12 protein-coding genes are annotated in these 13,429 nt (G+C 57.3%); 3 read left to right on the top strand and 9 right to left on the bottom strand.

All coding sequences use genetic code 11. From position 1 onward, the window contains the following. Positions 1–179: 179 nt before the first annotated feature. The 3 genes from IEV54_RS05040 (at position 180) to IEV54_RS05030 (ending at position 3,773) form a co-directional block, all read left to right on the top strand. On the top strand, positions 180–1,877 hold the full coding sequence (locus IEV54_RS05040; RefSeq protein WP_223825346.1) for a long-chain-fatty-acid--CoA ligase: 1,698 nt from the start codon (positions 180–182) through the stop codon (positions 1,875–1,877). Between the two features lie 110 nt (positions 1,878–1,987). Beyond that, the gene (locus IEV54_RS05035; RefSeq protein WP_150276251.1) at positions 1,988–2,965 is read left to right on the top strand and encodes a calcium/sodium antiporter; all 978 of its coding nucleotides are present in this window, start codon (positions 1,988–1,990) and stop codon (positions 2,963–2,965) included. Positions 2,966–3,056: 91 nt separating this feature from the next. Next, a complete protein-coding gene (locus tag IEV54_RS05030; protein WP_150276250.1) occupies positions 3,057–3,773 on the top strand; it encodes a VC0807 family protein in 717 nt (238 codons plus the stop codon). 175 nt (positions 3,774–3,948) lie between these two features. Here IEV54_RS05030 and IEV54_RS05025 read toward each other — a convergent pair whose 3' ends face one another. The 9 genes from IEV54_RS05025 to IEV54_RS04985 all read right to left on the bottom strand — a co-directional run bounded on the left by IEV54_RS05025 (position 3,949) and on the right by IEV54_RS04985 (position 13,344). Next, positions 3,949–5,073: a pyridoxal-phosphate-dependent aminotransferase family protein gene (locus IEV54_RS05025; protein ID WP_150276249.1), complete on the bottom strand. Its 1,125-nt coding sequence runs from the start codon at positions 5,071–5,073 to the stop codon at positions 3,949–3,951. 87 nt (positions 5,074–5,160) lie between these two features. Continuing rightward, positions 5,161–5,688 carry a DUF4334 domain-containing protein gene (locus tag IEV54_RS05020; RefSeq protein WP_223825345.1) on the bottom strand — a complete coding sequence of 176 codons (528 nt, stop codon included), beginning with the start codon at positions 5,686–5,688 and terminating at the stop codon, positions 5,161–5,163. A 41-nt stretch (positions 5,689–5,729) separates the two neighbouring features. Continuing rightward, a complete protein-coding gene (locus IEV54_RS05015; RefSeq protein ID WP_150276248.1) occupies positions 5,730–6,335 on the bottom strand; it encodes a TetR/AcrR family transcriptional regulator in 606 nt (201 codons plus the stop codon). Between the two features lie 223 nt (positions 6,336–6,558). Continuing rightward, positions 6,559–7,428: an ABC transporter permease subunit gene (locus IEV54_RS05010; protein ID WP_150276247.1), complete on the bottom strand. Its 870-nt coding sequence runs from the start codon at positions 7,426–7,428 to the stop codon at positions 6,559–6,561. After that, positions 7,425–8,330 carry an ABC transporter permease subunit gene (locus tag IEV54_RS05005; RefSeq protein WP_150276246.1) on the bottom strand — a complete coding sequence of 302 codons (906 nt, stop codon included), beginning with the start codon at positions 8,328–8,330 and terminating at the stop codon, positions 7,425–7,427. Before IEV54_RS05005 ends, IEV54_RS05010 begins: the two co-directional genes overlap by 4 nt. Beyond that, positions 8,327–9,463 carry an ABC transporter ATP-binding protein gene (locus IEV54_RS05000; protein WP_150276245.1) on the bottom strand — a complete coding sequence of 379 codons (1,137 nt, stop codon included), beginning with the start codon at positions 9,461–9,463 and terminating at the stop codon, positions 8,327–8,329. The genes IEV54_RS05005 and IEV54_RS05000 overlap by 4 nt, the downstream gene beginning before the upstream one ends. Positions 9,464–9,570: 107 nt before the next feature. Continuing rightward, positions 9,571–10,686: a polyamine ABC transporter substrate-binding protein gene (locus IEV54_RS04995; protein ID WP_223825344.1), complete on the bottom strand. Its 1,116-nt coding sequence runs from the start codon at positions 10,684–10,686 to the stop codon at positions 9,571–9,573. 104 nt (positions 10,687–10,790) lie between these two features. Then, positions 10,791–11,888: an extracellular solute-binding protein gene (locus IEV54_RS04990; RefSeq protein WP_223825343.1), complete on the bottom strand. Its 1,098-nt coding sequence runs from the start codon at positions 11,886–11,888 to the stop codon at positions 10,791–10,793. A gap of 61 nt (positions 11,889–11,949) precedes the next feature. Further along, positions 11,950–13,344, bottom strand: a complete 1,395-nt coding sequence (locus tag IEV54_RS04985; RefSeq protein ID WP_150276244.1) for an aspartate aminotransferase family protein — start codon at positions 13,342–13,344, stop codon at positions 11,950–11,952. Between the last annotated feature and the right edge of the window lie 85 nt (positions 13,345–13,429).

Below are 13,429 nucleotides of genomic sequence, written 5' to 3'. Positions count from 1 at the left end.
TATTTAGCTGCCCTGTATAGCCTGCAGGGGCTGTTCACGGCAAGGGCCTGGATTGCAAAAGAGTGTTGCCCTGCCTGTATCGGGATATGACTGGATATATGTCGGGTGGATAGGTATTCCCGTGGGGCCATGCAGGGGGTAGCTTTGACACATAAAGACAATAGTGGGGGAAAGTAATAGTGAATACCGACATGCGCTGGTTGAAGTCTTATCCGGACACAGTGAAGTGGGACGCGCCGCTGGCATTGCGGCCCGTCTGGGAGCTGCTGGAGTTGGCAGTCAGGGACTATCCGGAGAATCCGGCGATTGATTTTCTGGGCCACAAGCTGACCTATCGCCAGCTCGATTCACTGGTAGCGCGCTTTGCCTGCGGATTACAGCAGCTCGGCGTGCGGCCGGGCGTCCACGTGGGTATCTACCTGCCCAATTGCCCCCACTATTTCATCGCCTTTCTCGGTGTATTGCGCGCCGGGGGAACTGTCGTCAATTACTCACCCCTGGACGCAGAGCGCACCCTGGCGCACAAGATCGAAGACAGTGAAACCGACATCATGGTGACCCTCGATCTGGCGGCGTTCTATCCGAAGATGGTTACACTGCTGGATAGCACGCGCCTGAAACAGCTCGTGGTAGGTCAGCTGACCGAGTTCTGCGCAGAGGTCAGCGAATCTCAGGCGGGCCAGCTCGGCCCGGCTGCCGAGGTTGCCTACAACGAGACCTGTCATTCGTTCGGTAAGCTGCTGGATAACGCCGGCGATTATAAGGCTTATCCCATTGATGACCCCGCCACTGCCCTGGCAGTACTGCAATATACCGGTGGCACGACCGGTGCGCCCAAGGGTGCGATGCTCACTCACGCGAACATCACCGGCTCCTGCGCGCAACTGGAAGCCATTCTGGACAGCTCCCTCGAGGCCGGTCAGGAGCGCGTACTTGCAGTCTTGCCGCCTTTTCATATCTATGCACTGATGATCAATATGATCTTCAGTCTCCGGTTGGCTTCGGAGGTGTATCTGCACCCGCGATTCGACGCGGAAACCGTATTGCGCGAGATCGCCGAGAGCCGTATCACGACCTTTCCCGGTGTGCCTACCATGTTCATCGGGCTGCTTGCCCATCCGCTGACCAGTCAGCTGGATCTGACTTCATTGAAAATGTGCAACTCTGGCGGCGCGCCCCTGCCGATCGATGTGCAGCAGCGCTACCAGGATGTGGCTGGCTGCGCTCTGCGTGAAGGCTGGGGCATGACAGAAACCACGACCAGCGGCACCTTCACGCCCAAGGAAGCCGAACCCCATCCGGGCTCATGTGGCCTCCCGGTCCCTGGCTCGCGCATTCGTATAATGCCGCTGGACGGTTCGGATCAGGAGCTGCCAGTAGGTGAGCGAGGCGAAGTGTGCATTGCCGGGCCGAACGTCACGGCCGGTTACTGGAAGCGCCCGGACGCAACAGCTGAAGCTATGACCAAGGATGGCTTCTTGCGTACCGGGGATGTCGGTTACATGGATGAGGGCGGCTGGGTGTATATCGTAGACCGTACCAAGGACATGATTTTGTGCAGCGGATACAACGTTTATCCGCGGACTATCGAGGAGGCTATCTACGAGCATCCAGCCGTTGAGGAAGTCTCGGTGATCGGGGTGGATGACCCATACCGCGGCCAGGCGCCCAAGGCGTTTATCAAGCTCAAGGCCGGTGCCCAGGTGTTTGATTTTGCCGAACTGCAAGTGTTTCTCGAATCCCGGCTGGGCAAGCACGAGCGCCTGCAGGCAATGGAGATACGTGACGCATTGCCGCGAACGCCGGTAGGCAAACTTTCCAAGAAAGAACTGGTCGAAGAGGAGCGTCAGCGTACGGCGACTATCAGCGCGGGTTGAACCAACCACCCGCGCAGGACCCCTGTGCGCTGCTGCTGCAGCGCCCTATTATCCGGCTCAGCTTTATCGGATAATGCGGTCCTTCTTTTCTTGCCAGGGTGTACACGCTCATGTTGTTAGCGCTACTTGCCGTTGTTGCCGGTCTGGTCCTGTTGGTCTGGAGTGCAGACAAGTTTGTTGATGGTGCGTCGGCGACCGCCACCCATGCGGGAATGCCACCGTTGCTGATCGGTATGCTTATCATCGGTTTCGGCACCTCCGCCCCCGAGATGGTGGTGTCGGCACTTGCCGCCTCCCAGGGCAATCCAGGCCTGGCGTTGGGTAACGCCTACGGCTCGAACATCACCAACATTGCATTGATCATCGGGCTGGTGGCGATCATCAGTCCGATCAGTGTGCATTCGCAGGTGGTGCGCAAGGAGTTGCCAATCCTGTTGTTAGTAACGCTGCTCGCCGGCTACCAACTGATGGATGGCAGCCTTAGCCGCAACGATGCCTGGGTGCTTCTGGGCGCCTTTTTCCTGTTGATGGGCTGGTCTATCGTTGAAGGCATGCGCGGCAAGGCTGATTCGCTGGCCTCTGACTACGATAACGAACTCAAGGCCAATGCCATGCCATTGCGTCTGGCCCTGATCTGGCTGTTTGTGGGGTTGGTGCTGCTGATCATCAGCTCGCGGGTGCTGGTCTGGGGCGCGGTGTATATTGCTCAGAGTCTGGGCGTGAGTGACCTGATCATCGGTCTGACCGTCGTGGCCATTGGTACCTCGCTGCCAGAGTTGGCGTCGGCGCTGGCAGCGATTCGCAAGAACGAACACGATCTGGCCCTGGGTAATGTGATTGGTTCAGGGCTTTTCAATACCTTGGCTGTGGTGGGTATAGCGGCGGGCATCATGCCGCTGGCAGTGGAGTCGGTTGTGCTGTATCGCGATTGGGTAGTGATGTTCGCGCTGACGGTCGCTCTGTTACTGATGGCCATGACCACGAAAAAGCGCGCGGGCAGAATCAATCGTATCGAGGGCGTCGGGCTGGTCACCGCCTACGTCGGTTATACCGGCTATCTGGCATGGACAATCATTTCCGCAGTCTGACCAGGCGACAACGGTCGGTCGGATCCATTGGAGCTATCACAGTGTCGCCATGTATCATGGCAACGAACCCTGCAAACCATTGTCGAGACCTATGACCGAAGCCACCCCCGCACGACCCGTACACAAACCGCGTCCAATGGTAGACCTGCTGGTCAGCATCGTGATCCCCTCGGTCATTCTGATGAAGTTCAGCGCTCCCGAGCAGTTGGGCGCCAACCAGGCGCTGGTATTGGCGCTGGCGTTCCCCCTGGGCTGGGGGCTGTTCGAACTGATCCGCTACCGTAAATTCAACTTCATCGCGTTACTGGGTCTGATCAGTGTTTTTCTGACTGGCGGGATCGGCCTGATGAAGTTGGATCCCCAGTGGCTGGCGATCAAGGAAGCCGCGGTACCCGGCCTGATTGGTATTGCTGTGCTGGTCTCGACCAAAACCCGTTATCCCCTGATTCGCACCATCCTCTACAACCGCAAGGTGCTCAACGTCGATCTGATCCATGACCGTCTGGCCGAGCGCGGGCTGGTGGACATCTTCGAGCTGCGGTTGCTCAAGGCGACCTATTTTCTTGCCAGTACCTTCTTCTTTTCGTCGTGCATGAATTACGTTCTGGCCAAATGGATCGTGGTCAGCCCCGCGGGTACGGCGGCCTTCAATGAGGAGTTGGGCCGGATGACCCTGGTCAGCTATCCCATGATCGCCATTCCCACCATGATCATGATGATTCTGATCATGGTCTACCTCTGGCGCACCATCCATGGCCTGACCGGGCTGAAGATGGAAGAGATCATGGTGCAGCAGGGCAAGAGCTAAGCCGCAAGCCGCAAGCTACAAGCTACAAGCTACAAGCAAACCCAGTCCTGCGCTTTGTTTCAAGACAGAATAATCCGCGCCGCTGGTACCTGGCACATATATCCGGATGTGCACGTGTTGCTTGTGGCTTGAAGCTTGCCGCTTGCAGCTGGGTTTACCCGCTTGCCGCTGCGCTTCAGATCGCTTCCAGCGCCTTGCGCAGATTACCAACGGTGCGCTCGATATTGTGCAGCTTGTCGAGTCCGAACAGGCCGATGCGGAAGGTCTTGAAGCTGGCTGGTTCGTCGCACATCAAGGGAACGCCGGCGGCAGTCTGCAGGCCATGGGCGCCAAATGCCTTGCCGTTCTGAATGTTGTCTTCGGTGGTATAGCTGACAACAACGCCCGGCGCTTCGAAACCTTCGCCGGCGACGCTCTTAAACCCCTTCTCCTTGAGTAGCGTGCGTACCGCCCGACCCAGCTCCAGCTGCTCGTGCTTGACCTTGTCGAAACCGTATTCGCGGGTTTCCAGCATGGTGTCGCGGAACTGTAGCAAGGCATCGGTGGGCATGGTGGCGTGGTAGGCGTGACCGCCGTTTTCGTAGGCCTGCATGATGTTCAGCCACTTTTTCAGGTCGCAGGCAAAGCTGTTGCTGGTGGTGTCTGCGATGCGCTCCATGGCCAGTGTGCTGAGCATGACCAGCGCGCTGCAGGGTGACGCGCTCCAGCCCTTTTGCGGTGCGCTGATCAGTACGTCGACGCCGCAGTCGCGCATACCGACCCAGACGGTACCAGAGGCGATACAGTCGAGTACGAACAGGCCGCCTACCTCGTGCACCGCATCGGCCACTGCGCGCAGGTAGTCATCAGGAAGCATGATGCCGGCGGAGGTCTCAACATGGGGTGCAAATACCAGGTCGGGCTTGCTGGCGCGAATTTCTGCGACCACTTCGTCAATCGGGGCTGGAGTAAAGGGGCTCTGGTCGCCGGGCTCGGCCTGTCGCGCCTTGAGAACGGTTTCTTCGGCAGGCAGCCGGCCCATCTCGAATATCTGGCTCCAGCGATAGCTGAACCAGCCATTGCGCAGTACTAGGCAGCGCTTGTCCTGGGCAAACTGGCGAGCGACCGCTTCCATACCGTAAGTGCCGCCGCCAGGAACGACCACAACCCCGGCAGCTTGGTATACATCCTTCAGGGTGCCGGAAATGTCGCGCATGACCTGCTGAAATGCAGCAGACATGTGATTTAGCGAGCGGTCGGTAAAGACCACGGAATATTCGAGCAGACCATCGGGATCAATGGCAGGAACCAGGCTGGACACGGATAATTTCTCCTTTGGGTGCTTTGGTGTCACCGGCCGCCAGCGACCGGTGCAGTTCAAGCCCCTATCCTAACCTGATTTGACGTCTCATTCTCGGGTCAGGTGGAAAACGAAATCTGTCGGCTTGCCCTTGATATCGCCCAGGCCGATGACTACGTTGTCGTTGACCTTGCGAAAGTAATCCATGATCGGCTGGGTGTCGTAGATGAGTGCAGCAGAGCTCACGCCCTTGTACTTGATCTCGCGCATCTGTGCGCCACCTAGCTTCTCGAAGGTCTGCACCTTGCCCTCGCTATCAGTCACAAGCAGGGGCTCCACGTCTGTGATTGAGTTGAAGCGCTTGCCATACCAGTTGATCGGATCGGGCTCGGTGCCGCCGTCGAATTTGCCACCCTTCCAGGTACCCAGCATGAAATCGGTGTCGATCGGCTCCAGCTGTTCGAACAGAGGAAGCAGGGTCTCTGCCGGATAGGCCTTGCCACTCTCAATCATCTTCAGCCAGCGGTCTTCTACTTCGCCGGCCATGGCCAGACCTGCAAGTCCTGGACTGAGGGCTGCGCCCAGAATGAGGGCGCCGAGGACTTTTCTGTTGTTGCTCTTGTTGGTTTTACTCATTGCTGATCTCCACGGTTGTTTTTTGCGTGGTACAGCAAGGCTCAGCCGGTACACAGGCTCCAGCAGGCGTCACGGGCAGCATTGATATCCGCCTGGTCCAGGCTGAACAGCCCGTCCCGCTCGGCCCGTATCAGGTTCACGAAAGCTCCCCAGATCAATGCCATCAATACCTCGGCGCGGATATCCTCACGATAGACGCCCTGTTCCTGCAACCGGCGATAGTAGGCCAGAATAGGCGCTATCGCCTCATGCTCCATGGTGCGGCTCTGTTCATCCAGATAGGGACGATGGTCCTGCAGCTCCATGAAGCGATAAGATTCAGGCGCCTCCCGGGTATAAGCGACCATCCGTTCCCAGACCAGAGCGAAGCTCTCTTTGGGGGTAAGGCTCTTGTCCAGATTGGCGTAGAGTCGCTTGTTGAGGTTCAGTTTCTCTTCCCGGAACAGTTCATTGACCAATACTTCCTTGCTGCTGAAGTACCGATAAATGGTGCCCGTACCCACACCTGCCTGCTCGGCAAGAACGGGCATGGGCACACCGTTGACTCCGCCCTCGGCAAACACCTTCAAGGCTGCCTGTAATATGGCAGTACGTTTGTCCTTGATGCGTGGACGGGGTGCGGTTGCAGTTTTCGAATGGGTATTCATTCGGCCAGTTTAACCGGTATTGCCTTGCTGTACATAATCGCCAATACCCCTGAAATCCATGGTGCCTGTGGTGCAGCGTGCTGGACCCGAAATGTATTGGCTGTTCGGAATAAAATGAACGTTCATTCCGTAGCTGAGAGTAATACTTTGGGGAGGCGCTGCCAAGGATTTTGTCTAATGCAGGTTGCACAAGAGAGAGCGGGACCTGAGTCCCGCTCTAGCGTCAGCTCTTGCGACTGTTGATGACGGATTGCCAGGTGACGTGTTCGTCGTCCTCGGGCGGGGGTGTACGGCTGCGCTTGTCAGCGCTGCGTACCAGGAACCAGGCCAGCAATGTGAATAGACCTACTGCGAGTAGGATGACACTGGCAATGGCGTTGATTTCCGGCTTCACGCCCAGACGAACCGCGGAGAATACTTCCATCGGCAAAGTGGTCGCGCCGGGACCCGAGACGAAACTGGCAAGAACCAGGTCGTCCAGCGAGAGTGTGAAAGACAGCAACCAGCCAGCGGCGATCGAGGGTGCAATCATGGGCACAGTGATCAGCAAAAAGGTTTTCCATGGTGGTGCGCCCAGGTCCATCGCGGCTTCCTCGATGGACTGGTCCAGCTCACCCAGGCGGCCGCTTACCACGATTGCCACGTAGGCAGTACAGAAGGTGGTATGCGCGATCCAGATGGTCATTATTCCGCGTTCAGCTGGCCATCCCAGCAGCTGTGCCATGGCCACAAATAACAAGAGCAGGGAAAGACCGGTGATCACCTCGGGCATGACCAGAGGAGCGGTCACCAGGCCCGAGAACAGCGTGCGGCCACGAAAGCGTTTGATTCGTGTCATCACGAAGGCCGCCAATGTACCCAGTGCGACCGCCGCGCAGGCAGTGTAGAACGCAATCTGCAGGCTGCGTTTGACCGCATTCATCAACTGGGTATTGTCCAGCAGGCCAACATACCAATGCACCGACCAGCCGCCCCACACCGTCACCAGTCGTGAGGCATTGAACGAGTAGATGACCAGGATGACCATTGGTATATATATGAATGCCAACCCGGCCCACAGGGCGACGGTGGAGAAATCGGGACGCTTGCTCATGCGTTCTTCTCCATGGCCCGTGATTGGTTGTAGTGGAAGAAGATGATCGGTATCAGCAGGATTGCCAGCATGATGATCGCCAATGCTGCGGCCACCGGCCAGTCGCGATTGTTGAAGAATTCCTGCCAGAGGATCTTGCCGATCATCAGGGTCTCGGGGCCACCAAGCAGCTCGGGAATCACGAATTCACCGACAACAGGAATGAACACCAGCATCGAGCCGGCAATGATGCCGGTTTTCGACAAGGGTACGGTGACTTTCCAGAAGGCCTTGAGTCTGCCGGCGCCCAGATCCATGGCGGCTTCCAGGAGGCTATGATCATGCTTGACGAGATTCGCGTAGAGCGGCAGCACCATGAAAGGCAGGTAGGCATAGACCACGCCGATATACACAGCGGTGTTGGTATTGAGAATCTCCATGGGCGTGCTGATGATCCCGATCGACATCAGGAAGTTGTTGAGCAGCCCGTTGGTGCTGAGAATGCCCATCCAGGCGTACACGCGAATCAGTATCGCAGTCCAGGTTGGCATCATTACCAGTAGCAGATAAACCAGTTGCTTCTCCCGCGGTGCACGGGCGATGGCCAGTGCCATTGGGTATCCGAGCAGCAGGCAGATAATGGTCGAGATCAGGGCGACCTTCAGGGAGCCCAGGTACGCCGCCAGGTACAGTGAATCCTCACTGAGAAAGATGTAGTTGCCCAGGTTGACCATGACCGTGAGCGACTGCTCGGCATAATCAAACAGGGGGCTGTAGGGCGGTATGGAGATGGCAGCCTGGGAAAAGCTGATCTTCAGCACGATGGCGAAGGGCAGCAGGAAAAACAGGAACAGCCAGAGATAGGGAACGCTGATTACCCAGAATCGTCCGCTGGGCAGCAGCCGGGAGAGAGTGTTTTTCATGACTGCAGAATCACCCCGCTGTCGTCATCCCAGCTGATGTAGACCTTATCTTCCCAGGTCATGCGCGGCAGGCGACGCTCTGAGTTGGCAAAAAAGGTCTGCACGATATGACTGCTGGCAAGCTTGATGTAGAACACCGAGTGGCCCCCCAGGTAGGCAATGTCGTGGATTTCTCCGTGGGCCCAGTTGTATTCGGATTCGGGCTTTTCCACAGTTACCCAAACCTTTTCGGGGCGCAGGGCGTAGGTGATGTTCTTGTCCTGCACACGGGTGGTGATGCCGTGACCGATATAGATCGGCCGGTCCAGCTCAGCACATTCGATAATCGCGTGGTTTTCCATATCCGCGACCAGTTGCCCCTCGAAGATGTTCACGCTGCCGATAAATTCGGCAACATGCCGACTGGCCGGGCTTTCATAGATATCCATCGGCGAGCCCACCTGGGCAATCCAGCCCTGATGCATGATGGCGATGCGCTGGGCCATGGTCATGGCTTCTTCCTGGTCGTGGGTCACCATGATGCAGGTCACCCCGACCCGTTCGATGATCTCGACCAGTTCCAGCTGCATCTGCGAGCGCAGCTTCTTGTCCAGCGCGCCCATGGGCTCGTCGAGCAACAACACCTTGGGGCTCTTGGCCAATGAGCGTGCCAGGGCGACGCGCTGGCGCTGGCCACCTGAGAGCTGATTGGGTTTGCGCCGGGCGTACTCGGTCATATGTACAAGCTTGAGCATCTCGGCGACCCTGGCACTGATCTCCGCGCGACTGAGCCTGTCCTGTTTCAGACCAAAGGCAATATTCTGCTCTACCGTCATATGCGGGAACAGGGCGTAAGACTGGAACATCATGTTGATTGGGCGTTCGTAGGGCGGCAGATCGGTAATATCCTGGCCGTCAAGAAACACTCGACCCTCACTAGGCCGTTCAAAACCGGCAAGTATGCGCAGGAGGGTGGATTTGCCTGATCCCGAGCCGCCCAACAGCGCGAAGATTTCACCGCGGTTGATGGTCAGGCTGACGTCGTCGACCGCCAGGGCGTCGTCGAAACGTTTGCTCACCCGATCAATGCGCACAAATTCGTCGGGTTCGGCCTTGGCCATGGCCTGTTTCATGGCTCCTGCTGCACCAACCATAGTAATCTCCGCGAGTACAATTCAGTGGCCCACGCGGCTGTATGCGCGAGGGCTGATCAATTTTGGGTATTGCCAAAAAGGGGCTGCCGGTAGCAGCCCCTTGCACATTACTGACCGGATTTGATCCGATTCCAGGAACGGGTAACTGTACGTTGTGCTGCCAGCGGCCGCGGCTCGGCGATGTACAGCTTGTCCATCACTTCCTCGGTCGGATAGATGGCAGGATCGTTGAGGATTTCCTCGTCGATCAGCTCGTTTGCCGCTTTGTTGGGGTTGGCGTAGGCAACATAGTCGGTAATTGGTGCCACGACTTCAGGCTGCAATATGTAGTTGATAAAGGCGTGGGCGTTGTCGGGGTTCGGCGCATCCTTGGGTACCGCCATCATGTCGAACCAGAGCTGGGTGCCCTCTTTCGGGATGGCGTAGGCAATGTTTACACCGTTATCGGCCTCGTCAGCCCGATCGGCAGCCTGGAATACGTCGCCAGAGAAGCCTACCGCTACGCAGATGTCGCCGTTGGCCAGATCGCTGATGTAGCGTGAGGAGTGGAAATAGCGAACGGAGTCACGCACGCTCATTAACAGTTCCTCGGCCTTTTTCAGGTCGTCATTGCTGGTGCTGTTCGGATCCAGGCCCAGGTAGCCCAGAGCTGAGGTCATCATGTCATCGCCGGAGTCCAGCATTGAAATGCCGCAGCTGGACAGCTTGCTTGCTACTTCGGGATCAAATACCAGATCCCAGGAGTCAACCGGCGCGTCGTCGCCGAGGATGGCCTTGACCTTGTCGACGTTATAACCGATGCCGTTTGTGCCCCACATGTAGGGAATGGCGTATTTGGTACCCAGCCCGACCGATTCCAACTGAGTGAGCAGCTTGGGATCGAGATTCTTCATGTTTGGCAACTTGCTGTGATCCAGTTCCTGATACACCCCTGCCTGGATCTGCTTGCTCAGGAAGTGGTTGGAGGGAACGACGACATCGAATCCTGAGCGACCGGTCAGCAGGCGTGCGTCCAGCACTTCATTGGAATCGTAGACGTCATAGGTAACCGCGATGCCAGTCTCTTCCTTGAAGTTGGCAACGGTGTCTTCGGCAATGTAGTCAGACCAATTGAAGATCTTGAGCTCACCGGCATCCTGCGCATTAACCGCGGTACTGAGCAGACCGGAAGTGGCGAGAGCCAGTAGGGTCATTTTTATTGGCATTTTCACTGGAACTTTCATGACTTCTCCTATTGCAGGCGCATATCACTGGGGATCTGGCCTGTCTTCTTGCTGGAGGTCGGCGCCCAAATGACGCCGGCCGGTGGTGATTCCTGTTACCTGTATCAGCGACCGGACTTGATGCGTGTCCAGGCGCGTGTGCGAACCCGTTCAATATTGGCTGGCAGCTCTGCCAGTGTGAAGAGTTTATTCAAGGTTTCGTCGCTCGGATAGACACCCGGATCATTCAGTACTGCTTCGTCCACCATGGGCAGGGAGGCTTTGTTGCCATTGGCGTAGGCGACGTAGTTGCTGATGTCGGCGATCACCTCGGGACGGAGTATGTAATCGAGAAAGACGTAGGCGTTATCGACGTTTCTGGCGTCCATCGGCATAACCATCATGTCGAACCACATTGCCGCGCCTTCCCGGGGGATGTTGTACTTGACCTCTTCCCCATTCCCCGCCTCCTCGGCGCGTGCTGCAGCTTGAAGAATATCACCGGACCACCCGACGGCCACGCAGATATCGCCGTTAGCCAGATCGGTGATGAACTTGGATGAATGAAAATAGCGGATATGCGGACGCACGCTTTGCAACAGCGCTTCGGCCTGCTCGTAGTCATCAGGGTTTGTGCTGTTGGGGTTCAGGCCCTGGTAAAAGAGTGCAGAGGGAATGATCTCGGCTGGAGCATCAAGGAAGGCGACGCCGCATTGGGCGAGCTTTTCCATGTTTTCGGGTTTGAAAACCAGGTCCCAGGAGTTGACCGGCGCATCCTCGCCGAGCACTGCCTTGACCTTGGCCTCGTTGTAGCCGATGCCTGTGGTACCCCAGAGATAGGGAAAGGCGTACTGGTTACCCGGGTCATTGTTTTCCAGTGCCTTGAGCAGCACCGGATCGAGGTTATCCCAGTTCTTCAGGCGGCTGCGATCGAGGGGCATAAAGGCGCCGGCCTTGATCTGCTTGCCGAGAAACTGGTTGGACGGTACGACGATGTCGAATCCCGAGCTGCCGGAGAGTAGCTTGGCTTCAAGCACCTCGTTGCTGTCAAAAACGTCGTACACCACGCGGATACCGGTTTCTTCCTGGAATTTCTCCAGGGTGTCCTCGGCTATATAGTCGGACCAATTATAGACGTTGACTACGCCCTCGGCCGATGCGGTACCACTCAGGGCCATGATGCAGGCCGCGGCTAACAGTGTCTTGCTGTTGGATTTGCTCATTGCCGACTTCTCCATTGCGTTGTTATCCATGCGGCCCGGGTCGCGTTGTCGTGAGTGCCCGTCAAGGTTGGCGAGGAGAGACCTCCACGCCCAACTGTTCGGCAGTCATGTCCAGGGCTTTCCAGGCCTTGGTGACCAGCTCATCGATTTCTGCCGGCTTGATGATCAACGGGGGTGACATGATCATCGTGTCACCGACCGCCCGCATCACCAGTCCGTTGCGTACGCACATGTCGCGGCAGATGCTGCCGGCCATGCCCTTTTCTGCAAAACGTTCTCGCGTGGCCTTGTTGCTTACCAGCTCGATCGCGCCCAGAAGACCCACACCGCGTACTTCGCCCACCAACGGATGCTCAGCCAGTTGGGCAATTTTACTTTGCAAATACGGTGCCGCTTTCTCCTTCACGTAGTCGACAATTTTTTCGTCGCGCAGGATTTCCAGGTTCTTCAGGCCCACAGCGGCAGCTACCGGATGGCCCGAATAGGTGTAGCCGTGAAAAAATTCACCACCATGTTCGATCAGCGTTTGTGCGACGCGCTCGCCGACAATCACACCACCCATGGGCAGATAGCCTGAGGTCATGCCCTTGGCAATCGGCATCAGATCGGGTTTGAGGTCGTAATGCTGACTGCCGAACCATTCACCGGTACGGCCGAAACCACAGATCACTTCGTCGATCACCAGCAGGATTTCATGGCGCGCCAGAATGCGTTTGATTTCCGGCCAGTAGGTGTCTGGGGGGATGATCACACCGCCGGCACCCTGGATGGGCTCTGCAATAAATGCCGCGACCTTGTCTTCGCCTACTTCCTGAATCTTCGCTTCCAATTGTTGCGCCGCCCAGATCCCGAACTCGTCAGGCGTCATGTCGCCGCCCTCGCCAAACCAGTATGGCTGAGGGATGTGCACGATACCGGGAATCGGCAGATCGCCCTGTTCGTGCATGGCTGACATGCCGCCCAGGCTCGCACCGGCTACTGTAGAGCCGTGGTAGCCATTGATGCGTCCTATGATGGTCTTCTTGTCGGGCTTGCCCTTTAGATCCCAATAGCGCCGCACCATGCGTAGCACGGTGTCGTTGGACTCCGAGCCCGAGCCGGTAAAGAACACATGGTTCATGTGCTCGGGGGCTATCTGCGCAATGGCGCTGGCAAGCTTTACAGCCGGTGGGTTGGCGCACTGAAAGAAGCTGTTGTAGTAGGGTAGCTCCAGCATCTGTTTGTATGCAGCGTCGGCCAGCTCGGTGCGACCGTAGCCGATATTCACGCACCACAAGCCAGCCATGCCATCGAGCACCTTGTTGCCATCGCTGTCCCAGAGATAGACACCCTCGGCGCGCTCGATAATCCGCGTACCCTTCGCGCCCAGATCCTTGTGATCGGTAAAGGGGTGCAGGTAGTGGGCGTGGTCCATTGCCTGCAGTTGCGCGGTGCTATATGTGATCTGTGTAGTCATGTGTTGTCCTCAACCCCGGCGAGACATTTCTGCTCTCGCCGATACCTGTTCATGTGGAGCGCCCTGCGCTCAGCTTGCCTGGCTC

Origin of the sequence: Halopseudomonas salina (assembly GCF_014637955.1) — a bacterium.
GTDB lineage: Bacteria > Pseudomonadota > Gammaproteobacteria > Pseudomonadales > Pseudomonadaceae > Halopseudomonas > Halopseudomonas salina.
The sequence above is the reverse complement of the archived record's forward strand: the minus strand, read 5'-3'. Positions and strand labels throughout refer to the sequence as shown.